Consider the following 22286-nt stretch of genomic DNA (forward strand, 5'->3'; position numbering starts at 1 on the left):
GCCCCTCCCCACCGCCAGGCTAGGCGAGCGCGGGGTCGGCGTCGAGAGTGTATGCCGAGACGTTCACGGACGGATCTGGTCGGGCACCAGCACGCATGAATTCCAGCGCCAGACTGAACGCGCACGCTCGCGGTCATTCCCTTGTCCGGCGTGGGCGCAATCTCCGCCGCGCGGGGGCGCGGCGAAAGGGGTGTCGTCGACGTACCCCGCGGGCCTCCGCGGCAGGCATGATGGGCAGTGGGCAGTGGGCAGTGGGCAGTGGGCATCAGGCCCGGACGTGGCAGAGGAAGAGGCCGAATGAGCGCGCACATCGCGATCGTGTGGAACCCGTCGAAGACCGAGAAGCAGGTGCTCGAAGAGGGTCTCGCAGCCGCGGCCGGCGAAACCGAGATCTCGTGGTGGGAGACGACCCCCGAGGATCCGGGGCAGGGCGCCACGCGCCGGGCGCTCGAGGCGGGCGCCGACCTCGTCATCGTCGCGGGCGGCGACGGCACCGTGCGCGCCGTCGCCGAGGCGCTCGCCGATGCGTCATCGGATGCCGAGCTCGGCATCGTGCCGCTGGGCACCGGCAACCTGCTCGCCCGCAATCTGGGAGTGCCGATCAACGACGTCTCCGCCGCGCTCGCCCGTGTGTTCGAGGGCGGGGCGACCCCGGTCGACGTCGGCTGGGTGGATGTCGAGCTCGAGCGCGGCTCGGAGCGCCATGCGTTCGTCGTCATGATCGGCTTCGGCATCGACGCCCACATGATCGCCGAGACCAACGACGACCTCAAAGACAAGGCGGGGTGGCTCGCCTACGTCGAATCCCTCGGCCGCGCGCTGCAGGCGAGTGACATCGTTCCGTTCCATCTGACAGCCGATGACCAGCCGGGCCGCGACGAAGAGGGTCACACCCTGCTGATCGCCAACTGCGGCACGCTCCAGGGCGGTCTGACCCTGCTGCCCGATGCCGACCCCTCGGACGGCGAGCTGGACTACCTCCTGCTCAGCGCCGAGGGGTTGGGGGAGTGGGCGGGCACGCTCAAGACCATGGTGTGGGACAACGGTCTCAAACGTCTGATCAGCGACAAGAGCGAGACCACGAGCACGGATGCCGTCACCCACGCTCGCGCGAAGAAGATCAGCGTGAGCCTGCCCGAGGTGCGCGCCTTCGAGATCGACGGCGAAGAGATCGGCGAGACCCGCGAGTTCGCGGTGACGGTGCAGCCGGCCGCGATCCGGGTGCGGTGAGCACGCCGCCCTCCTAACGGGCGCCCGCGGCGGCGCGTGAGATCGCGAGCGCCGCGGTGCGCAGCGAGCCCGCGTGCTCCTCGACCTGGCGGCGGGTGGTCGCGCCGGTGACCGAGATGGCGGCGATCGGCCGGGCCCCGGCATCCAGGATCGGCGCGGCGACGCAGAACAGGCCGGGGGAGGACTCCTCGAGATCGAAAGCGACCCGGCGCGCCCGGATCTCGGCGAGCTCGGCGCGCAGGGCGACGGGATCGACGAGGGTGTGGGGGGTCAGCGCGCGCAGCGGCGCCGCGAGCACATCGTCGATCTCGTGCTCGGGGCTGAACGCGAGCAGGGCCTTGCCGAGACCCGTGGCGTGCACGTCGCCACGACCGCCGAGGCGCGTGTGCGGGATGCGGTGCGCGGCCTGGGAGATCTTCTCGAGATACACGATCTGGCTGCCCTCGCGCACCGCGAGATTGACGGTGAGGCGGGTGAACTCGCTGAGGTGATGCGCGAAGGGCAGCGCGGCGTCGCGCAGGGTCGCCTGCGTCGGCGCGAGGGTGCCGAGCTCGAACAGTCGGACTCCGACCTGCACCCCCGCGCCGCGTCGCTCGAGAGCCCCGTGGGCCAGCAGCTGCCCGACCGTGCGGTGGACGGATGACTTCGGGATGCCGGCGCGCCGCGAGATCTCGCGCACGCCCATGACGCGGTGGTGCTCGTCGAAGCTGCCGAGGATCGCCATGACGGTGTCGACGGCGCTGCGGCCGGCATCCGTGTCCGGCTGAGGGGGACGGGTCATCACCGCCGATCCTATGCGCCTGCGACGATCGGCGGGTCCCCGAAACGAGGAGATCCGCCGTGACCGAGTACGACGACATCGCCGGCATCCGCGTCGCGCCCGAACTGCGCACGTTCATCGAGCACGAGGCGCTGCCGCACTCGAGCCTCACGCCCCGCGCCTTCTGGGAGGGCGTCGCGACCCTCGCCGCGGAGTTCGGACCCCGCACGCGGGCGCTCCTGGCCGAGCGTGATCGCCTGCAGTCCGAGGTCGACGACTGGCACCGCGCCCACCCCGGTCCGATCGAGGACCCGGCGGCCTACCGCTGGTTCCTCCGGCGCATCGGGTATCTCGTCGATGCGCCGGCGACGGATCCGATCGTCACGACGACGGGCGTCGATGACGAGATCGCCGTGCTCGCCGGGCCCCAACTGGTCGTGCCCGTCACGAACGCGCGCTATGCGCTGAACGCCGTGAACGCGCGCTGGGGCTCGCTCTACGATGCGCTGTACGGCACCGACGCGATTCCCGGCACCGCGGACGGACCCGGCTACGACGGCGCGCGCGGAGCCCTCGTCGTCGAGTGGGTGCGTGATCTGCTGGATCGTGCGGTTCCGCTCGCGTCGGGGAGCCACCGCGACACGGTCCGTTACCGCGTGGTGCGCGGCCGGCTCGAGGCGTCCCTGCTCGACGGTGCTCACGCCGGGCTCGCGGACGCGGGTGCGCTGCGCGGGTACATCGGCGACCCCGATCGCCCCGATGCGGTGCTGCTGCGCCACCACGGCCTGCACATCGACATCCGCTTCGACCCGCAGAGCATCGTCGGCGCCGCCGATCCGGCGGGCATCGCCGACGTCGTGCTCGAGTCGGCCCTCTCGACGATCGTCGATTTCGAGGACTCCGTCGCGACCGTGGACGCGTCCGACAAGGTCGCGGCGTACCGCAACTGGCTGGGCCTGAACCGCGGAGATCTCTCCGAGCGACTCGCCAAGGGTGGTCGCGAGATCACCCGGACCCTGGCCGATGACCGCCACTACACCGCGCCGGACGGGACGGGGCTGACGGTGCCCGGTCGCGCGGTGATGTTCGTACGCAACGTCGGGCATCTCATGACGACGGACGCCGTGAGGGATGCCGGGGGTGAAGAGATCGGCGAAGGTCTGCTCGACGCGATCGTGACGTCGCTGTGCGCGCTTCCGGGCCGAGACGAGGCGAACCCGCGTCGAAACGGCGACCGCGGGTCGATCTACATCGTCAAGCCCAAGATGCACGGCCCCGCCGAGGCGGCGCTGGCGCGCGACATCCTGATCGCCGTCGAGCGGATGCTGGAGCTGCCCGTCGGAACGATCAAGATCGGCGTGATGGACGAGGAGCGGCGCACGAGCGTGAACCTCGAAGCCGTGATCGCCGAGGTCGCCGATCGCATCGTCTTCATCAACACGGGGTTCCTGGATCGCTCGGGTGACGAGATCCACACGGCGATGCTGGCGGGCCCGGTCGTGCCCAAGGCGCAGCTGAAGACCCAGGTGTGGATCGCCGCCTACGAGGACCGCAACGTCGACGTCGGGCTTGCGACGGGGCTCGTCGGACACGGTCAGATCGGCAAGGGGATGTGGGCGATGCCGGACCTCATGGCCGACATGCTTGCCCAGAAGGCGGCGCACCCGCGGTCCGGGGCGAGCACCGCGTGGGTGCCCTCGCCGACGGCCGCGACACTGCACGCCGTGCACTATCACGAGGTGGATGTCGCAGCCCGGCAGGCGGAGATCTCGACGAGGCCGCGAGCATCGCTCGACCGGGTGTTGACGCCCCCGGTCGGCGACCCGGCTGCCTGGAGCGCCGAGGAGCGCCGGCGGGAGGTCGAGAACAACGTGCAGTCCCTGCTCGGGTACGTCGTGCGCTGGGTCGATCTCGGTGTCGGGTGTTCGAAGGTGCCCGACATCTCCGACGTCGGGCTCATGGAGGATCGCGCAACCCTGCGCATCTCGAGCCAGCTCCTGGCGAACTGGCTCCACCACGGCGTCGTCGAGGCGGACGTCGTGCGAGAGAGCATGCGCCGCATGGCGGCGGTCGTCGACGCCCAGAACGCCGCCGATCCTGCATACCGACCGATGTGCGACGACCTCGAGGGCAGTATCGCGTTCGCCGCGGCCACCGAGCTGGTCTTCGAGGGGGCCCGGCAGCCGAACGGCTACACCGAGCCGATCCTGCACCGTCGCCGTCGAGAGGCGAAAGCTGCAGCATCCGTCGCCTGCGTCTGAGGGGGATCAGGTGGTGACGCGGTTGCGGATGGGGTCGAGCATCGCTTCGGCCGCCCACCCGGCGGCATCCGCGATGTCGCGGCCGTCCATGCCGAACTCGCGCCGCATGGTCACCCAGGTCGCCGCCGAGTCGAGATGCGACAGCGCCGCGACAAGCGCGCGACGCTCGGCCGTGGACATATCAGGCACTTCGCCACGGAGCCTCTGATCGAGCTGCTCGCGACGAGGCGACGGGGCCGCGCCGCTCACGCCGCGCATCTGAGTCTCGGCGACGACGTGCGCCAGCTCGGGGCGCCGGTCATACGCCTCCATCGCCTCGCGGATCGCGAGCGGCACATCGAAGACGGACCGCATCGGCTCGCGCGCGAAGACGCTCTGCTCGAGCCACGCCGCTGTCGCCAGCAACAGATCGATGCGTGCGGCGTAATTACGGAACACCGTGCGCTCGCCGACTCCTGCGCGCCGCGCGATGAGCCGGAACGACACGTCGTCGGTGCCGATCTCCTCGATGAGTTCGGCGTACGCCGCGAGGATCGCCGCCTGCGTGCGGCCCAGGTCCCCGGGCGCTGCGGCGAGGTCGTCGTCGGGTGTGATCATCCCGCGCTCACCCACGTCTGCGACGGCCGACCGCCCATCGCGAGATCAAGAGTCCCGTCGAAGATGTCGCCGATCTCTTCGGCGTCCATGTCGAATCCTGCGCGGCACCGCGCCCAGAACTGCGCCGAGGCGAAGTAACGAAGCGTCGCGGCGACCCGCTGGAGATCGCGTGCATTGAGCGTGGGTGCGCGGGTCGCGAGCAACGCCTCGATCGCCCGCGTGAGGTAGCTGGTCTCCACGTCATCGGTCGGCGAGATCGTTGCCGCGCGCGCGCAGACGAAGGCGAACGCGGGGGCTTCATCGAACCTTCGGAATCGCGCACGAATGGCTGTCCGGAACTCTTCGATCGTCACGAACGGGGGCACCGCGAAGTGCGTCTGCTCCACCCACGTCGCGAGAGCGGCCAGGAGATGCGAGCGCGTCGGGTACTGGCGGTAGACCGTCCGCTCCGACACCCCCACCGCGTCGCCGAGGGCACGGTACGAGATGTCGTCGAAGGTCTGCTCCCGCAGCATCGCCGCGGCGCTGGCGAGGATGGCGGTCGCGGTGTCGACCGGCTCTGCCATCACGGACCTCACTTTTCTCGACTCATCCGCCTCGCCGCGGGGTTCGCGGCCCGCTGGGGAACCGGGGGCGGGAGAGCGCTCGCCGCGGTCTCGGGGGGCAGCATGTACTGATCCGTGCCGTCCAGGGTGAGAGCCAGTGAGGAGACGTACTGCGTCTCGCCGTGTGGTCCGCGCTCCGCCGATGCCAGCATATCCGGGCGCTCGAACGTATAGCCCGTGACGTGGCAGCGCAACCGCTCGCCCGACGGATTGCCGTCCGCGTCGAGCAGAGGGGAGGGGATGCCGTCGGTGCGGCGCCGGAGGTAGTACCGGCCCCGCGTGGCCAGCGCCATCGCCGGGGTCGTCACGAACGCGACGACGATCGCGATGAGCACCGAGAACGGGCGGACGCCCTCGCCGAACAGACCGCCGAATGCCGACAGTGACAGGAGGGAAGCGAGCCCCACGGAGACGAGGCCGACGGGATTCCAGTCGTGCAGCATCCCGCGGCGGAACTCGGGGAAGCTCGGCGAGACCCGGAGCAGCTTCTTGTTGACGACGATGTCCGTGGCGATGGTCACCAACCACGCCATCACGACATTCGCGTACAGGCTGAGTACGAATGCGATGAGGCTGAACACATCCATCCACATCAGCGCGAGGGCGATCGCGAGATTGAAGTACATGAAGACCGAGCGGCCCGGGTACGTCTTGGTGAGCCTGGTGTAGACGTTGGACCAGGCGAGGGACCCCGAGTACGCGTTCGTGACGTTGATCTTCACCTGGGCGACCACGACGAGGATCAGCGCGAGCCCCATCGCCAGCCACTCCGGCATCACCGAGGAGTACAGCCCGACGAACTGTCGCACGGGCTCGGTCGCCTTGGCGCCCAGCTCGGCGTCGATCCGCGTGAAGAGGTAGACCGCCAGGAAGACGCCGACCACCTGCTTGACACCGCTGAAGAGCACCCAGCCGGGGCCGGCGAACAGCAACGACGTCCACCAGGATTGAGTGTTGGCGCGCGAGCGGGGCGGCATCGCGCGGATGACGTCGATCTGCTCGGCGAGCTGCGGCGTCAGCGCGAAACACACCGCCGCGCTTGCGACGATGGCGCCGACGTCGACGCTGCCATCCGAATTGCCGGTGAAGGAGACGAACGCCTGCACGGCGTCGGGATCCGACACGATCACCCACAGCAGGGGAAGCAGCGCCAGGGCGAGCCAGAGCGGCGTCGTCCAGAACTGCAGGCGCTCGAGCGCGCGCATGCCGTAGATCACGATCGGGATCACGACGACCGTCGAGATGAGGTAGCCGATCGGCAGGGGGATTCCCGCGGCGACCTGCAGTCCCTGTGCCATGATCGCGCCCTCGAGCGCGAAGAAGATGCACGTGAACACGGCGAAGATCACGGTCGTGATCGACGAGCCGTAGTAGCCGAACCCCGATCCGCGGGCGATCAGATCGAGGTCGAGGTTGTAGCGGGCGGCGTAGTAGGCGATCGGCGTGCCGACGATGAAGATCACGACCGATGCCAGCAGGATGCCGAGCACGGCGTTGTGGGTGCCGTGCTCGATGCCGATGCTCGCGCCGATGGAGAAGTCGGCCAGGAAGGCGATCGACCCGAGTGCCGTGACGCCGACGGCCCCGGCGCTCCAGCGGCGGAAGGAGCGCGGCACATACCGGAAGGCATAGTCCTCGAGGCTGTCCTCGGCGGCCGCCCGCGCGTTGTCTGCCCTCGTCACCGTCGCGACCCCCTGCGTCTCGCACGTGGGGCTCATTGTCTCGATTCTCGTGTTTCAGCCGCATTGCGGTGCGCACGAGGGCACCGACTCAGATCGCCATCGCGGCGCGCACGCCCTCCGCCGCGGCCGCGCCGCCCTCGCCGGTGCTCGATGCGAAGCCGCTCGCCAGGACCAGATACTTGTCCGCTGCCTCGAGCGCGAACCCGATGTGCTGCTCCACGAGCAGCACCGACAGGCCTTCGCCCGCCAGCTGCATCACCGTGTGCTCGATCTCGGCGACGATCGTGGGTTGGATTCCCTCGGTCGGTTCGTCGAGGATCAGCAGCTTGGGCTCGGTGATGAGTGCCCTGGCGATCGCGAGCTGCTGACGCTGCCCGCCCGAGAGCAGTCCCGCCTTGCGGGTCGCGAACTTCTCGAGAGCAGGAAAGCGGGCGAGCTGCTGCTCGATGAGGGCCTTGCCGCCCCGGCGGCCGTCGGCGACGAGCTGCAGGTTCTCCATCGTCGTCAGCTGCGCGAAGGACTGCTGACCCTGCGGCACGTACGCCATCCCACGCGCGACGCGCTTGTTCGGAGAAAGCGCCGTCACGTCCTCGCCGTCGAAGATGACCTGCCCGCTGCGGGGCTTGATGAGCCCGATCGCGACACGCAGCAGCGTCGACTTGCCGGCGCCGTTGTGGCCCAGCACGGCCACGACCGTGTCGGAGCGCGGCAGCGTGACGCCGTGCAGCACGAGCGTGCGGCCGTAGCCCGCGCGGATGTCGTTCAGTTCGAGCATGTCAGGCTCCCTCTTCTCGCGCGGCGGCGTCGGGTCCGGCGGACGCGGCATCGGGCACGACCAGCATCCCGGTCGTCGTCGCTGCGCCGGCGGTGCCGAGGTAGACCTCCTGCACCTTCGGGTCGGCCTGCACCTGCGCCACCGTGCCCTCCGAGAGCAGGGTGCCCTGATGCAGCACCGTCACCCGCGAGGCGTAACGGCGCATGAAGTCCATGTCGTGCTCGACCACCAGCACGATGCGTTTCTCGGCGATGCGCTGCAGCAGTTCGCCCGTGGCCGTGCGTTCGTCCTGGCTCATGCCGGCGACGGGCTCGTCGAGCAGGAGCGCGCGGGGCTGCTGCACGAGCATCATCCCGATCTCGAGCCACTGCTTCTGACCGTGCGAGAGGATCCCCGCGGGCGTCTCGCGCTCTTTCGTCAGACCGGTCTCCTCCAGGGCCTGTTCGATCGACGGATCGACGCCGCGCCGCGCGCGCAGCAGCGAGAACGGCGATCGATGCAGCCCTGCCGCGATGTCGAGGTTCTGCAGCACCGTCAGCTGCTCGAACACGCTCGCGGTCTGGAACGTGCGCCCGACTCCGAGCCGCACGATCTTGTTGACGGGGGTTCCGAGAAGTTCCTGCCCGGCGAGCGTGACCGATCCGGAGCCCTTGGACAGGCCGGTGATGGCGTCGATGCACGTGGTCTTGCCGGCGCCGTTCGGTCCGATGAGGAATCGCACCTCACCCGGATGGGCGTCGAAGGACACCCCTCCGACGGCGACTAATCCGTCGAACTCCACGCGCAGGTCGGTGACGACGAGCGATTCTGTCGCGGGGGTCATTTCTTCGCCTCCTCGAGAGCGGGGGTCGCCGTGTCGGTGGATGCCGGGGGCTTCGACCGGGAGCGCCACAGGGCGTCCTTCGCCCGACCCACGAGCGAGGACAGGCCCATCGGCAGGAAGAGCGTGACCAGGATGAAGATGAGGCCGAGGACGTAGATCCATCCGCTCGGCCAGGTCGAGCCGAGACTCGATTGGCCCCAGCCGATCGCCATGGCCCCGAGTGCCGGCCCGAACAGCGACGCACGGCCCCCCAGCGCGACCCCCGCGATCATCAGGATGGAGGCCGCTGCGCCGATCTCGGCCGGCGTGATGATCCCGACGATCGGCACGAACATCGCTCCCGCGATGCTGGCCATCACGGCCGCGACGACGAAGGCGAGAAGCTTGATGTTGGCGGGATCGTAGCCGAGGAAGCGCACGCGCTCCTCGGCGTCGCGCGTGGCGATCAGCAGCTCGCCGTATCGGCTGCGGTTGAGCTGCCAGACGGCGAGCAGGCAGACGATGAGCAGGGACGCGGCGATCATGAACACCATCACCTTGTTGGCGTCGTCGTCGAGGACAAAACCGAAGAAGTACTCGAAATCGCTCAGTCCGGTGTCGCCGCCCGTCTCGCGAATCGTCGAGCTGATCAGCACCGCAAGAGCGACAGCGAGGGCCTGCGTCAGGATCGCGAAGTACGCCCCCTTCACGCGGCGCTTGAAGAGCGCGTAGCCGAGAATCGATGCCACGATGACCGGCAATGCGATGATCGCCACCAGCGTGAACACGGGGCTGCGGAACGGCTCCCAGAAGGCGGGCAGGGGCGCTTGCGGATCGTAGAGGATCATGAAGATCGGCAGGCTGTCGGGCCCGGCCGTCTCGAGCGTCATGTGCATCGCCATCGCGTAGGCGCCGAGCCCGAAGAACACACCTTGACCGAGCACCAGCATCCCGCCCCGTCCCCAGGCCAGCCCGATGCCGACGGCCGCGATCGCCCAGCACGCGTATTTGCCGAGGTTGTTGAGCCAGTGCATGGAGAGCACAGCGGGGGCGATGACCAGGAGCAGGACGGCGAACACGCCGATGCCGATGAGCGGAAGCCACGGTTTGATCTTTGTCATGTCAGCCCCCTGGTGCGAACGGTGAACAGGCCCTGCGGGCGGAACTGCAGGAAGACCACGACGAGCACGAAGGCGAGCACCTGCGCCATGCTGCCGGTCGTCCAGTCGGCGAAGAACGCCAGGGCGACGCCCACGACCCACGCGGCGATCACGGTGCCCTTGATCTGGCCGACCCCGCCGGCGACGACGACGAGGAATGCCGGAATGATGTACTGAGTGCCCATCTGGGAGTTGGTGCCGCCGATGAGCGAGGCGGCGACTCCGGCGACTCCGGCAAGACCGGAGCCGACGAAGAACGTGATGCGGTCGACGTTGCGGGTGCGGATGCCGCTGGTCTCGGCGAGGTCCCGGTTCTGCACCGTCGCCCTGATCCGGCGCCCGAAGGCCGAGTACTTCAGCCAGGCGGCGAGCGCGGCGAGGCAGAGCGCCGCCAGCACGATCGTGAACACCTGGCGCAGCGGCCAGCCGTAGCCGAAGACATCGAGCTGGCCGTCGAGCCACGCGGGGCTCTCGACGGGTACGCCCTGTGCGGGGAAGATCTGCAGGGCGATCTGCTGCAGGATCAGGCTCACGCCGACGGTGACGAGCAGCGTGTCGAGTGGTCGTCGATACATCCACTGGATGATGCCGACTTCGAGCAGCAGACCGAGCATGCCGGCGCCGATGAAGGCGAGCGGCAGCGCGGCGAGGATCGAGAGGTTGCTGGAGACGACGACCAGCTGGGTGAGGTAGGCGATGAAGGCGCCGGCCATGATGAACTCGCCGTGCGCCATATTGATCACCCCCATCTGGCCGAATGTCAGGGTGAGCCCAAGCGCGGCGAGCAGCAGCAGGGCGCCCTGTGCGCTGCCGTTCAGCAGGGGCGGGATGAGTGCATCCACGTGCGGTCGCTCTCTGTCGAAGTGGCGATGGTCAAGGAGCGGTGCGCGGGAGCCGGTGGGACACCGACCCCCGCGCACCGCTGGCGCGGTCAGCCTGCGGCGGCGACGAGCGCCTCGCGGACGTCCTCGGGGAACCAGTCGTATCCCTCGAGGTACGGGTCGGGATCGATGAAGCCCTCGGATGACCAGACGATGTCGAACTGGTTCTCGGCATTGATGCGACCGATGTTGCCGGGCTTGGAGATGTGGTGGTTCTCGCCGTCCAGCGTCACCACACCCTCGGGCGCGTCGACGGTGATCTCGTTCTCGAGGGCCGCGGCGTTGATGGCGTCGACGTCGAATGAGCCGGCCGCCTCGACCAGCGCCTTGTAGAGATAGAGCGAGATGTACGCCGCCTCCATCGGGTCGCTGGTCACCCCGCTGCTGCCGGGGTACGCCTGCCAGCGCTCGATGAATGCCGGGTTGTTCGGGGTGTCCATCGACTGGAAGTAGTTCCACGACGCGTAGTTGCCCGTGACCTCGTGTCCCATGGCCGGTGCCTCTTCCTCGGCGATCGACACCGAGATGATCGGGTTGGTCTCGGGGGTGAGGCCGGCGTCGTAGTAGGCCTTGATGAAGCCGACGTTCGACGAGCCGTTGATCGTGTTGAAGATGAAGTCGGGGTCGGCCTCGACGATCTTCGCCACCTGAGTGGTCCAGTCGTCACGATCGAGCGGAACGTACTCCTCGCCGACGATCTCGATGCCGAGCTCCTCGGCGTACAGCTTGATGATGGCGTTGGCCGTGCGCGGGAAGACGTAGTCGGATCCGGCGAGGAACAGGGTCTCGACGCCCTCGGCGGCGAGGAAGTCCAGTGCCGGGATGATCTGCTGGTTGGTCGTCGCACCCGTGTAGTAGATGTTCGGCGAAGACTCCAGGCCCTCGTACTGAACGGGGTAGAAGAAGAGTCCGTTGTGCTCTTCGACGACGGGCTTCACGGCCTTGCGGGACGACGAGGTCCAGCCGCCGAAGATCGCGCCTACGCAGTCCTGCGTGAGCAGCTTCTCGGTCTTCTCGGCGAAGGTCGGCCAATCGGTTGCGCCGTCCTCCTGGATGTATTCGATCTGCTTGCCGAGGATGCCGCCGTCGGCATTGATCTCGTCGGCGGCCATGTGCAGCACGTTCGAGACGGTCTGCTCCGAGATCGCCATGCCGCCGGTGAGGGAGTTGAGGAAGCCGAGTTTGATGGTCTCGCCGGAGGTGTCGAGACAGCTCTCCGATGCTCCGACGGCCGACTCCTCGGGATCCGCGGAGTCGCTGGCGCGGGCGCCGCAGCCTGCCAGGACGAGGGCTGCGGTGGCGAGCATCGCCGGGACCGCCAACGCGGTCTTGAGCCGCCGTGTGCGAATGGTGCTCATGAAGGGAACTCCGTTTCTCTGTGCTGCAGGTGTGGTGCGTTTCGGGTGGGTGGTGCCCACGAACGGTTGCCGAGGCGCGCCGAAGGACGGCGTGGGCGGCGGCGTCCGGGTACGCCGTTCGTCGGCGGTACCGGCCCGTGGGGCCGGCCGGACTGACGCGGGGTCAGGTGGGGTGGAGCAGGAGATGTCGGTACTGCGGAAGTGCCCGCCGACTGCTGCGGTCTTTTGTCAGCATGGAGCCGTGTCATTACTCTGACATTTCTCGATTGTTCCGATCATGTAAACCGTCTCGGGTGCGTTTCGCCGTCAGGCCTGAAATCACGCGGGTCGATGCGGCCTTGCAGTTGTTTCGCCGAGCTTGGTCCCCGCTGAGGGTGCATCTGTGTGGCACACTTCTGACATCGATCCGACGTCGGAGGAGAGCGATGCACTTTACGCCCGCCGAGACCGAGAAGCTGCTTCTCTCGGTCGCCGCGATGGTTGCGCGCGACAGGCTCTCTCGAGGGGTCGCGCTGAACCACCCCGAGACGATCGCGCTCCTGTCGTGCTGGGTCATCGAGGGCGCGCGGGAGGGGCGCGGTGTCGCCGAGCTGATGGAGGCCGGCAGGCAGGTGCTCACCCGCGACCAAGTCATGGCGGGCGTGCCCGAGATGATCGCCGACGTGCAGATCGAGGCGACCTTCCCCGACGGGCGCAAGCTCGTCACCATCCACCATCCGATCGACTGAGGGAGCGCCATGGAATCCGTCTCGAACGAAGGGCCCGGCGCTTTTCGCATCCGCCCCGGGCGGATCGAGCTCAACGCCGACCATTCAAGGGCCGAACGCATCGCTCTCGTGTTCGTGAACACCGGCGACCGGCCCATCCAGATCGGGTCGCATCTGCACCTGCCCGATGCCAACGCCGCATTGCAGTTCGACCGGGTCGCCGCGCACGGCTTCCGGCTCGACATCCCCTCGGGTACGTCCCAGCGCTTCGAACCCGGCGCGTCGCGTGAGCTGGACGCGGTCGCGATGCGCGGAGGGCGGCGTGTGCCCGGCATCCAGATCAAGACAGAAGAAGAGGGGATGCTCGATGGTCTGGCTTGATCGATCGCGGTACGCCGCGATCTACGGACCGACGGTCGGCGACGAAGTGCGCCTCGGCGACACCGACCTGTGGATCCAGATCGAGCAGGACCTCACGGTCGGAGGCGAGGAGGCGATCTTCGGCGGAGGCAAGTCCATCCGGGAGTCGATGGCACAGGCGACGACCACACGCGCCGACGGCGCGCTCGACACGGTGATCACGAACGCGATCATCCTCGACTGGTGGGGGATCGTGCGGGCCGACATCGGCATCCGCGACGGTCGCATCGTCGGCATCGGCCACGCGGGCAACCCCGACATCAGCGACGGCATCGACATGATCATCGGCCCCTCCACCGACGTGATCGCGGGGGAGGGGCGGATCGTGACTGCCGGAGCGATCGACTCGCACGTGCATCTGCTCTCGCCGTCGCAGGTCCATGAGGCGCTCGCGACCGGCATCACCACGATTGTCGGCGGAGGCACGGGCCCATCCGAAGGGTCCAAGGCCACGACCGTCACCCCGGGCGCGTGGCACCTGACGAACATGCATCGCGCGCTCGATCCCCTGCCGGTCAACGTGCTGCTGCTGGGCAAGGGCAACACCGTGTCGGCGGCCGCGCTGAAGGAGCAGGCGCTCGCCGGGGCCGCCGGCTACAAGGTGCACGAGGACTGGGGATCCACCCCGGCGGCGATCGATGCGGCGCTGCGGGCGGCGGAGGACTGGGGTCTGCAGGTCGCCCTGCACTCCGACTCGCTCAACGAGGCAGGCTTCGTCGAGTCGACGATCGCCGCGATGGCCGGGCGGTCCATCCACGCGTTCCACGTGGAAGGCGCGGGCGGCGGCCACGCGCCCGACATCCTCTCGATCGCCGGCCTGCCCCACGTGATCCCCGGCTCGACCAATCCGACCCTGCCGCACACGGTCAACACCGTCGCCGAGCACCTGGACATGCTGATGGTCTGCCACCACCTGAACCCGGCCGTGCCGGAGGACCTCGCGTTCGCCGAGTCCCGCATCCGGGCGACGACGATCGCGGCCGAGGACATCCTGCACGACATCGGGGCCCTCTCGATCACGTCGTCCGATGCGCAGGCGATGGGACGCATCGGCGAAGTCATCACCCGCACGTGGCAGGTTGCGCACGTCATGAAGCACCGACGCGGTCCTCTCGAGGGCGGGTTGCCGGCCGACAACGAGCGCGCGCGTCGGTACGTGGCGAAGTACACCGTGAACCCCGCGATCGCCCACGGCATCGCGTACGACGTCGGCTCCGTCGAGGTCGGCCGACTCGCCGACCTCGTCGTCTGGGATCCCAAGTTCTTCGGCGTACGCCCCTCGGTGGTCGTCAAGGGCGGCGCGATCGCCTGGGCAGCGCTCGGCGATCCGAACGCCTCGATCCCCACGCCGCAGCCGGTCATGATGCGGCCGTCGTTCGGCGACACGATCGGCGCCGATCTGTCGGTCAGCTACGTCTCGCCGGCCGCCCTCGACTCCGGGCTCGCAGGGGCGCTGGGGCTGCGTCGTCGGCTCGCCGCCGTGCAGCCGACGCGGCACATCGGCAAGGCCGACATGAAGAACAACGACGCGCTGCCCTCGATCGTCATCCAGCCCGACACGTTCGAGATCGCGATCGACGGCAACGCCGTGCTGCCCGCCCCCGCCTCCTCCCTTCCGCTCGCTCAGCTGTACTCGATGTTCTGACACGTGCGCCGATGACCCCCTCCGCCCACACCGTCACCATGCTGCTGGCCGATGCGCGCCTGCCCTCAGGCGGGTACGCCTTCTCGTCGGGACTGGAGCCGGCCCTGCAGGGCGGGATGCCCCCGGGTCAGATCGCGGCGTTCCTCCGTGCGCGCGCCCGCACGACGACGATCGTGGATGCTGCGACCGCTGTCGCGGCGCGGGCCGCGGGCATCCGGAGCGATCGCTATGCGCCGATCGAACGCGCGTGGGCCGCCCGCACACCGAGTCGTGCCGCGCGCAATTCCTCACGCGAGCTCGGACGAGGACTGCTGCGCCTGGCGTCGAATCTGTGGCCGGACTCGCCGCCCATCGCCGGCCTCGCGCGTGAGGGATGGTCGCGCCCCGTCGTGCTCGGCGGCGTCGCCGCCCACGCCGGGATCGATGCCGAGGCCCTCGTGCGGATCGCGATCTACGACGACATGGCGTGCGCCGTCGCCGCGCTGCTCAAGCTCGAGCCGGGCGATCCGGTCGACGGCGTGCGGCTCGTCATCGACGCGTGCGCCGCGGTCGAATCGCTCGTGCCCATCCTCGCGCAGATCACTTCGCCCGACGCGATCCCCGCCTCGAGCGCCCCTCAATCCGAAGCGTGGGCCGAAGCCCATGCGACCATCACCAGGAGGCTCTTCCGTGCCTGAATCACTCGCATCCGTCCGCGCCCTCCGTCTCGGCGTCGCCGGGCCCGTCGGCACGGGCAAGTCATCGCTCATCGCCACCGTCTGCCGGGCGCTGGGTGAGGAGCTGCGGCTCGGGGTGATCACGAACGACATCTATACGGATGAGGACGCCAGGTTCCTGCGCTCGGCGGGGGTCCTCGCTCCCGAGCGCATCCGCGCGGTCGAGACGGGAGCGTGTCCGCACACCGCGATCCGCGACGACATCACGACCAATCTGATCGCGGCCGAAGACCTCGAACGAGACTTCGCGCCCCTCGACGTGGTGCTCATCGAGTCGGGCGGAGACAACCTGACCGCGACCTTCTCGCCCGCGCTCGTGGACGCGCAGATCTTCGTCCTGGACGTCGCCGGCGGCGGAGACGTCGCTCGTAAGGGCGGGCCGGGAATCGGCCGTGCCGACCTGCTCGTGGTCAACAAGACCGACCTGGCTCCCTACGTCGGCGTCGACGTCGCGCTGATGGTCTCGGACGCCGAAACCGCCCGCGACGGACGCGCCGTGCTGGCGCTCTCCAAGCACGACCCGTCCTCGATCTCGACCCTGCGCGCATGGGTGCTGGGCATGCTCGCCGCGCACCGGTCGGGCAGTCATGTCCCGCAGGATCCGGGGCCGATGGCGCCGCACTTCCACGCTGACGAGGAGCACCCGGAGGGCGGGTTCGTGCATGCGCATGACGACCCGCACGCGCATTCCCATGACCACGCGCGCACGAACGCAGGGGCGCACGCGCACGAGTGACTCCCACTCGCATCGCCGTCCGCCGGGGCGCCTCGAGGGCCGGGGTCGACCTCGCCGTCGGCGCGCTCGCCCCGCGACTGATCTCGCGCGATGACGCGCGAGCGCACATCGCGCTCGCGGCGGCCGGGATGATCCTCCTCGGCGGCGACCATGTGCACCTCGAGGTCGACGTGGGCGAAGGCTGCGTCCTCGAGCTCGAGGACGTCGGGGGCACGATCGCCTATCGCGCCGACGGCCGGCCCTCCGCGTGGACCATGAATGCTCGCATCGAGACGGGGGGCATGCTGCTCTGGCGCGGACTGCCGTTCGTCGTCACCGATGGAGCGGACGTCGAGCGCCGGTCGAGGGTCCAGCTGGCGCGCGGCGCAACGGCCCTCATCCGCGAGACCCTCGTCCTCGGCAGGCACGGGGAGCCGGGCGGCCGGATCTCATCGTCGTTCGCCGCGGCAGACCCCGACGGTCCCGTGCTCGTCGAACGGCTCGACCTCGATGGTCCCGTCCCCGAGCCCGGCGTGCTCGGCGACCATCGCGTGCTCGATACCGTGATCGCTCTCGGGGTTCGGCCTCCCGTGTCGATCGGAGACCTCGAGCTCGAGCATCCCGGTGCGATCGCCCGGCATCTGGGCGTCGAGACGCACACGTCGCGCCTCGACCGGGTCTGGGAGGAATGGTCCGCGCTCCTGCGCGAGAGAGCGCCGCTGTCGCTCGACTAGCCGCTCGGACACGACTCAGCCCCGCGTCGTGCCTCGCGCCCGCAGCGGATCGAAGCCCCACGGCAGCTCGAGGCGGTGACGACGCAGCAGCTCGACATCGCCGAGCAGGGTGGAGGTCGGGCCGTCGGCGACGATGCGCCCACCGTCGAGGATCACCGAGCGGGCGCACAGCTCGAGGGCATACGGCAGGTCGTGCGTGACGACGACGATCGTCGCCGGAAGGGAGTCGAGGGTCTGCGTGAGCTCCCTTCGCGCTGTCGGATCGAGGTTGGAGGTCGGTTCGTCGAGCACGATGACGTCGACGTCCATCGAGAGGATCGTGGCGATCGCGGCGCGACGCCGTTCTCCCAGAGAGAGGCGCTGAGGGGGGCGGTCCTCGGCTCCGGCGAGGCCCACCTGACCGAGCGAGGCGGCGACGCGCCGTGCGAGTTCCTGGCCGCGCAGCCCGTAGTTCGCTGGTCCGAAGGCGACGTCCTCGCCGATCGTCGGGCTGAAGAGCTGGTCGTCGGGATCCTGGAAGACGAGGCCCACACGACGTCGGATCGCGCGGACGGTCGCGGGTGTGACATCCGTCCCGTCGACGGAAACCGATCCCTCCTGGGGGGCGAGGATCCCGTTGACGTGCAGCATCAGCGTGGTCTTGCCGGCGCCGTTCGGGCCGAGCACCGCGACCCGCTCGCCCGCGGCGACGTCGAGACTCACGCCGTCCAGAACCTGTCTGCCGTCGGGATAGGCGAACCGCAGATCCCGGATGGCGAGGGCGGCCGCGCTCACACGCTGCCCGGCTCGCGGTGGCCGCGCGCGAGCATCGCCAGGTGGATCCGCTCACCGCGGCCGTGCGCGCGGATGAGCACGCCGGCGACGGATGCCGCGAGCACCCGCCACGCGCGCGGACCGCGCAGATCGAACCCGCGCGACTCCCGCGCGACACGCGCCCGCTCGAGCTCGTCGGCGATGACCTCGATGTAGCGCAGCATCAGCGCCATGATCGCGGTCAGCTGTCCGGGCAGCCCGAGTCGCTCGAATGCCTGGACAAGGCGGCCCGGCGGAGTGGTCGCCACGACGATGAGCGTCGCCGTGAGGGCGAGCGTTGCCTTGGCGAGCATCGCCCATGCTCCCCAGATGCCGGCGATCGAGAGCGAGACCGGGCCGATGTCGGCGCGCGGACCGATCGCGACGAACGGCAGCACGACGGCGAAGACGAGTAGAGGCAGTTCGAGCGTCAGCCGCTTCGCGATCCACGAGGGCCGGATTCCGGCGGAGACGATGAAGGCGACGAGCAGCCCCAGGGCGAGCGCATAGACGCCGAACCACTCGCGCGGGGTCGCCACGATCCCGACGGCGAAGACGATCAGGCCGATGAGTTTCGTGCGCGCCGGCACGCGGTCCAGTGCCGTGTTCCCGGCGCGCGAGAGAGTCACCTCGTGCGCCGCCGGCCACGTGCCACGAGGCCGACGCTTGCGGCGAGGCCGAAGGTCACGACGCACCCGATGGCCCCCGCGATCGCCGTCGAGAGCCACGTGTGCGACACGCCCTGCGTCGCGTAGTCGGCCAGAGGAGTGCCGGCTGCCGCGCTGTCGGTCGCGGTGTCGAGGAATCCGGTCGCCCCGGCCACGAACTCCAGCCCGTCGGGATTGCTCGAGGCCATGACACTCACCACGCAGGCGATCAGGAGAGCGACCGTGAGCGCGATGATGGTGAAAGCGCGCGTCGACAGGCGGCCGCGGGCGCGGGTGGCGTCGGCCGGTTCGGTCATGCGAAGGCCCTCTTCTCGGTTGCGGCACGCGCGCCGCGGCGCACGAAACGCGCGCCGTAGACGAGGTCGGGTCGCGCGGCGAGGACGGCCGAGACGATGAGCCCGGTGATCACGGCCTCGCCGATGCCGATGAGGCTGTGCCAGCCCAGCATCGCGGCCAGGAGGGCGCCCACAGGCACGGGCGCCTGCCCGCCGATCGCGAACAGCAGGACGAAGATCACGGATGCCGCAGGCACTGACAGCAGCGCCGCGAAGACGGCGGCCGTCACCACAGCCCCGCTGCGGGCGGGCAGAGCGCGGAGGATGGCACGGAAGACGATCCAGCCGACGAGGACGCCCACCAGCGCCAGAAGCGTGATGTTCGTGCCCAGCGCGGTGATCCCGCCGTCGGCGAAGAGGAAGGCCTGCACGATGAGCACGACGCTCAGACACAGCACGGCCGTCGCCGGCCCCACCAGGACGGCGGCGAGTGCACCGCCCATCAGGTGTCCGCTCGTGCCGAGACCCACGGGAAAGTTGACCATCTGCGCAGCGAAGATGACGGTCGCGACGATCCCGACCATCGGCGCCTTGCGGTCGTCGACGAATTCCGCGGGCGCCCGCTTCAGTGCGACGGCGATACCCGTCGCGGCGACGATGCCGGTCCCGATGGATGTGGGCAGATCCAGGAATCCGTCGGGGACGTGCATCAGATCCTCCTTGCGTGCGCCCGCGCGGCGCATCGGTGCGGAGGTACCAATCTACGACCGCCATGTTTCAGGCGATGTCACGCGTTGCCACACAGCGAAAGGCCCCGGAGTGATCTCCGGGGCCTTCACCGTACGCGCCGAGCCCCCCGGCACGGCACATGTCCATCACTCGAGAGAAAGGCGCTCCTTCGCAGCACCGTCCATCTTGACGGAGTCACCGTGTGACATGTCCAACGCTAGGCGAGGCGACGGATTCGTGCCGAGGGTTGCTTTCGGCGCGACGATTTGATACTCAGCGGGATGCTGTCTCCGGCATCCCGCTCGAGGTTCAGGCGCGTCCGGCGCCCGAGCGCGGGCGTCCGCCGCGCGAGCCTCGTCGGCGTCCGCCGCCCGATCCTTCCGTGCGCGGTGCGCCGGTGCGGCCGGACTCGCCGCGCGACGCCGCCGCCGCCGGGCGAGCGGGGCGGCCGGAGCCGCCGGAGCGGCCTGCAGCGCCCGAGCGTCCGCCGCCTGAGCGTTGCGCGGGCTGGGCCTGGACGGGAGCCGGGGTCACGTGCGGCGCGGGGTCGCCGACGAGCGCGGCGATCGCGGGGTGCACGGCCGACACGGGCTCCAGCGGTGCGGTGATCTGCGCCTTGCGCAGCAGGTCGTTCACGTCGCGCCGCTGCGCGTCGAGGGCGACCGTGACCACCGTTCCGGAGGCGCCGGCGCGGGCGGTGCGGCCGGAGCGGTGCAGGTACGCCTTGTGCTCGACGGGCGGGTCGACGTGCACGACCAGCTCGACGTCGTCGACGTGCACACCGCGCGCCGCGACGTCGGTGGCCACGAGCACGCGCACTCCGCCGGCCTCGACGCCCGCGCCGAACGCGGCGAGGTTGCGCTCGCGCGCGGCCTGCGAGAGGTTGCCGTGCAGGTCGACGGCGGGGATGCCCGACGCGGTGAGCTGCTTGGCCAGCTTCTTCGCCTGGTGCTTGGTGCGGGTGAAGAGGATGCGGCGGCCGCGGCCCGAGGCCAGGTGGCGCACGAGGGAGGTCTTGTCGGCGTCTGAGACGACGAACACGCGGTGGGTCATCTCGCCCTGCGGCACGCTTTCCTCGTCGACCTCGTGACGCACCTCGTCGCGGAGGAATCGGCGCACGAGGGCATCGACGCCGCGGTCGAGCGTGGCGCTGAACAGCATCCGCTGCCCGCCCTGAGGCGTGGCGGCGAGGATGCGCGTGACGCCCGGCAGGAAGCCGAGGTCCGCCATGTGGTCGGCCTCGTCGAGCACGGTGATCTCGACGCGGTCCAGTCGTACGACGCCCTGCTTCATGAGGTCTTCGAGCCGGCCGGGGCACGCGACGATGATGTCGACGCCGCCGCGCATGGCTTGCTCCTGGGGGCGCTGGCTGACGCCGCCGAAGATCGTCGTCACCTTCAGGCCGACGGCGTCGGCGAGGGGAGTGAGGGTCGCGGCGATCTGCGTCGCGAGCTCACGGGTGGGTGCGAGCACGAGACCGCGGGCGTGACCGGCGGTGCGGCGGGCGGCGTGCGCCCCGCTCAGGCGGGCGATCAGCGGAAGCGAGAAGGCGATGGTCTTGCCGCTGCCGGTGCGGCCGCGGCCGAGCACGTCGCGGCCCGCGAGCGAGTCGGGCAGCGTGTCGCGCTGGATGGCGAAGGGCTCGGTCTTGCCCTGCGCGGCGAGCACCGAGGCGAGGGGCGCGGGCACGCCGAGGTCGAGGAAAGTAGGCATAGGGATGCTTTCGGGATGAGCGCACGGGATCGGATGATCGGTGAGGCGCGGAGTGGGCGACGGCGCGGGATCGCGCATCGGTTCGCCGTTCGAGAAGAGCCACGAGCCGCGGGGCGGGCCGGGAAGCGTGTCGACGACGCAGGCGATCGGAACCGCCAGGGGCGAGCCTAGCAGTGGTTGCTGCATGAACGCCCCGTGTCGGATGCCTGAGAACCCCCCGTGCATCCGCGTCCAGGCATATGCACCCCCGTAGTGTGGGCCACAGCGATCGGCACCTGCCTTTGGCTTCCGCCCGAACCCGCATCGCGGGACGCCGATCGAGAAGGTGCGACATCTCCTCCACCGCCGTTGTGACAGCATCCGCCGCCTCGACGATGGGTCCGGTCCGCCAGACCTACGCGTCGTCCGACACCTACCCGCACCTGACCCGCGCCTACACCGAGGTGTCTCAGATCGTGCGCGAGACCGGTCTGCTGCAGCGGGCTCGACGCTTCTACGCCCTCGTGGGCGGTGCGCTGCTGCTCGCCTTCGGTGGGCTCGTCACGGGATTCATTCTGCTCGGCGACAGCTGGTTCCAGCTGCTCATCGCCGGGGGTCTCGGCATTCTGCTCACGCAGGCCGCGTTCCTCTCCCATGAGGCGGCGCACAAGCAGATCCTCGCGTCGGGTCCCGCCAACGATCGGCTGGCGAAATTCCTCGGCAACGGAATCGTGGGCATGAGCTTTTCGTGGTGGGGCTCCAAGCACACCCGTCACCACGCCAACCCCAACCGCGTCAGCCGCGACCCCGACATCGAGATCGACACGATCTCCTTCGTCGAGGAGGACGCGGCCAAGGCCTCCGGTCTGCTCGGCTTCATCACCCGGCGCCAGGGCTACCTCTTCTTTCCGCTGCTGCTGCTCGAGGGCCTGAACCTGCACTACCTCAGCATCCGCCACCTCGTCACCACGCCGGGGCTCAAGGGCCGCTGGGTCGAGCTGGGTCTGATCGCGCTGCGCTTCGCGATCCTTCTGACCGCCGTGTTCTGGATGCTGCCGCTCGGTATGGCCTTCGCCTTCCTC

The 22286-nt window shown here is 69.5% G+C and carries 23 protein-coding genes; 9 read left to right on the forward strand and 14 right to left on the reverse strand.

Going from position 1 to position 22286, the window contains the following annotated elements; genetic code table 11:
* The first annotated feature begins 297 nt into the window (after nucleotides 1-297).
* Nucleotides 298-1230, forward strand: a complete 933-nt coding sequence (locus DI573_RS03790; RefSeq protein WP_292810815.1) for a YegS/Rv2252/BmrU family lipid kinase — start codon at nucleotides 298-300, stop codon at nucleotides 1228-1230.
* Between the two features lie 13 nt (nucleotides 1231-1243).
* On the opposite strand, the gene DI573_RS03795 is transcribed toward DI573_RS03790, so the two are convergent.
* Nucleotides 1244-2011 carry an IclR family transcriptional regulator gene (locus tag DI573_RS03795; RefSeq protein ID WP_292810817.1) on the reverse strand — a complete coding sequence of 256 codons (768 nt, stop codon included), beginning with the start codon at nucleotides 2009-2011 and terminating at the stop codon, nucleotides 1244-1246.
* A gap of 59 nt (nucleotides 2012-2070) precedes the next feature.
* Between DI573_RS03795 and DI573_RS03800 the strand changes: the two genes are divergently transcribed.
* Entirely contained in the window at nucleotides 2071-4251 is a 2181-nt protein-coding gene (locus tag DI573_RS03800) for a malate synthase G (RefSeq protein ID WP_292810819.1), read from the forward strand.
* Nucleotides 4252-4257: 6 nt separating this feature from the next.
* On the opposite strand, the gene DI573_RS03805 is transcribed toward DI573_RS03800, so the two are convergent.
* The 8 genes from DI573_RS03805 to urtA form a co-directional block, all read right to left on the reverse strand.
* Nucleotides 4258-4848, reverse strand: coding sequence for a TetR/AcrR family transcriptional regulator (locus DI573_RS03805; RefSeq protein WP_292810821.1), 591 nt, complete (start codon nucleotides 4846-4848; stop codon nucleotides 4258-4260).
* Nucleotides 4845-5414: a TetR family transcriptional regulator gene (locus DI573_RS03810; RefSeq protein WP_292810823.1), complete on the reverse strand. Its 570-nt coding sequence runs from the start codon at nucleotides 5412-5414 to the stop codon at nucleotides 4845-4847. Before DI573_RS03810 ends, DI573_RS03805 begins: the two co-directional genes overlap by 4 nt.
* A gap of 8 nt (nucleotides 5415-5422) precedes the next feature.
* Nucleotides 5423-7171 (reverse strand): hypothetical protein, encoded by a 1749-nt coding sequence (locus tag DI573_RS03815; RefSeq protein WP_292810825.1) that lies wholly within the window; start codon nucleotides 7169-7171, stop codon nucleotides 5423-5425.
* 52 nt (nucleotides 7172-7223) lie between these two features.
* Nucleotides 7224-7910: an ATP-binding cassette domain-containing protein gene (locus tag DI573_RS03820; RefSeq protein WP_292810827.1), complete on the reverse strand. Its 687-nt coding sequence runs from the start codon at nucleotides 7908-7910 to the stop codon at nucleotides 7224-7226.
* A 1-nt stretch (nucleotide 7911) separates the two neighbouring features.
* Nucleotides 7912-8733 carry an urea ABC transporter ATP-binding protein UrtD gene (gene urtD, locus DI573_RS03825; RefSeq protein ID WP_292810829.1) on the reverse strand — a complete coding sequence of 274 codons (822 nt, stop codon included), beginning with the start codon at nucleotides 8731-8733 and terminating at the stop codon, nucleotides 7912-7914.
* Nucleotides 8730-9833: an urea ABC transporter permease subunit UrtC gene (gene urtC, locus DI573_RS03830; protein ID WP_292810831.1), complete on the reverse strand. Its 1104-nt coding sequence runs from the start codon at nucleotides 9831-9833 to the stop codon at nucleotides 8730-8732. Before urtC ends, urtD begins: the two co-directional genes overlap by 4 nt.
* Nucleotides 9830-10714, reverse strand: coding sequence for an urea ABC transporter permease subunit UrtB (urtB, locus tag DI573_RS03835; protein ID WP_292810833.1), 885 nt, complete (start codon nucleotides 10712-10714; stop codon nucleotides 9830-9832). The genes urtC and urtB overlap by 4 nt, the downstream gene beginning before the upstream one ends.
* Nucleotides 10715-10803: 89 nt before the next feature.
* On the reverse strand, nucleotides 10804-12111 hold the full coding sequence (gene urtA / locus DI573_RS03840) for an urea ABC transporter substrate-binding protein (protein ID WP_292810836.1): 1308 nt from the start codon (nucleotides 12109-12111) through the stop codon (nucleotides 10804-10806).
* Between the two features lie 425 nt (nucleotides 12112-12536).
* Here urtA and DI573_RS03845 point away from each other — a divergent pair, with 425 nt between their 5' ends.
* The 6 genes from DI573_RS03845 to DI573_RS03870 are packed head-to-tail and all read left to right on the forward strand — an operon-like array spanning nucleotide 12537 to nucleotide 17048.
* A complete protein-coding gene (locus tag DI573_RS03845) occupies nucleotides 12537-12839 on the forward strand; it encodes an urease subunit gamma (protein ID WP_292810838.1) in 303 nt (100 codons plus the stop codon).
* A 9-nt stretch (nucleotides 12840-12848) separates the two neighbouring features.
* Nucleotides 12849-13199, forward strand: coding sequence for an urease subunit beta (ureB, locus tag DI573_RS03850; protein WP_292810840.1), 351 nt, complete (start codon nucleotides 12849-12851; stop codon nucleotides 13197-13199).
* Nucleotides 13186-14883 (forward strand): urease subunit alpha, encoded by a 1698-nt coding sequence (locus tag DI573_RS03855; protein WP_292810842.1) that lies wholly within the window; start codon nucleotides 13186-13188, stop codon nucleotides 14881-14883. Before ureB ends, DI573_RS03855 begins: the two co-directional genes overlap by 14 nt.
* An 11-nt stretch (nucleotides 14884-14894) precedes the next feature.
* Nucleotides 14895-15560 carry an urease accessory UreF family protein gene (locus DI573_RS03860; RefSeq protein WP_292810844.1) on the forward strand — a complete coding sequence of 222 codons (666 nt, stop codon included), beginning with the start codon at nucleotides 14895-14897 and terminating at the stop codon, nucleotides 15558-15560.
* Nucleotides 15553-16335: an urease accessory protein UreG gene (gene ureG / locus DI573_RS03865; RefSeq protein WP_292810846.1), complete on the forward strand. Its 783-nt coding sequence runs from the start codon at nucleotides 15553-15555 to the stop codon at nucleotides 16333-16335. Before DI573_RS03860 ends, ureG begins: the two co-directional genes overlap by 8 nt.
* Nucleotides 16332-17048, forward strand: a complete 717-nt coding sequence (locus DI573_RS03870; RefSeq protein ID WP_292810848.1) for an urease accessory protein UreD — start codon at nucleotides 16332-16334, stop codon at nucleotides 17046-17048. Before ureG ends, DI573_RS03870 begins: the two co-directional genes overlap by 4 nt.
* Before the next feature lie 15 nt (nucleotides 17049-17063).
* On the opposite strand, the gene DI573_RS03875 is transcribed toward DI573_RS03870, so the two are convergent.
* The 5 genes from DI573_RS03875 to DI573_RS03895 form a co-directional block, all read right to left on the reverse strand.
* Nucleotides 17064-17822, reverse strand: a complete 759-nt coding sequence (locus DI573_RS03875) for an ABC transporter ATP-binding protein (protein WP_292810850.1) — start codon at nucleotides 17820-17822, stop codon at nucleotides 17064-17066.
* On the reverse strand, nucleotides 17819-18469 hold the full coding sequence (gene cbiQ, locus DI573_RS03880; RefSeq protein ID WP_292810853.1) for a cobalt ECF transporter T component CbiQ: 651 nt from the start codon (nucleotides 18467-18469) through the stop codon (nucleotides 17819-17821). The genes DI573_RS03875 and cbiQ overlap by 4 nt, the downstream gene beginning before the upstream one ends.
* Nucleotides 18466-18804 (reverse strand): PDGLE domain-containing protein, encoded by a 339-nt coding sequence (locus DI573_RS03885; protein WP_292810854.1) that lies wholly within the window; start codon nucleotides 18802-18804, stop codon nucleotides 18466-18468. The genes cbiQ and DI573_RS03885 overlap by 4 nt, the downstream gene beginning before the upstream one ends.
* Nucleotides 18801-19493, reverse strand: coding sequence for an energy-coupling factor ABC transporter permease (locus DI573_RS03890; protein ID WP_292810856.1), 693 nt, complete (start codon nucleotides 19491-19493; stop codon nucleotides 18801-18803). Before DI573_RS03890 ends, DI573_RS03885 begins: the two co-directional genes overlap by 4 nt.
* 328 nt (nucleotides 19494-19821) lie before the next feature.
* On the reverse strand, nucleotides 19822-21225 hold the full coding sequence (locus tag DI573_RS03895; RefSeq protein WP_292810858.1) for a DEAD/DEAH box helicase: 1404 nt from the start codon (nucleotides 21223-21225) through the stop codon (nucleotides 19822-19824).
* Nucleotides 21226-21599: 374 nt separating this feature from the next.
* On the opposite strand from DI573_RS03895, the gene DI573_RS03900 reads away from it, so the two are divergent.
* Nucleotides 21600-22286, forward strand: a 687-nt coding sequence (locus DI573_RS03900; protein ID WP_292810861.1) for a fatty acid desaturase, incomplete at its 3' end; no start/stop codon positions are given.

This window comes from Microbacterium sp. (assembly GCF_003248605.1).
In the GTDB taxonomy this organism is placed as follows: domain Bacteria; phylum Actinomycetota; class Actinomycetes; order Actinomycetales; family Microbacteriaceae; genus Microbacterium.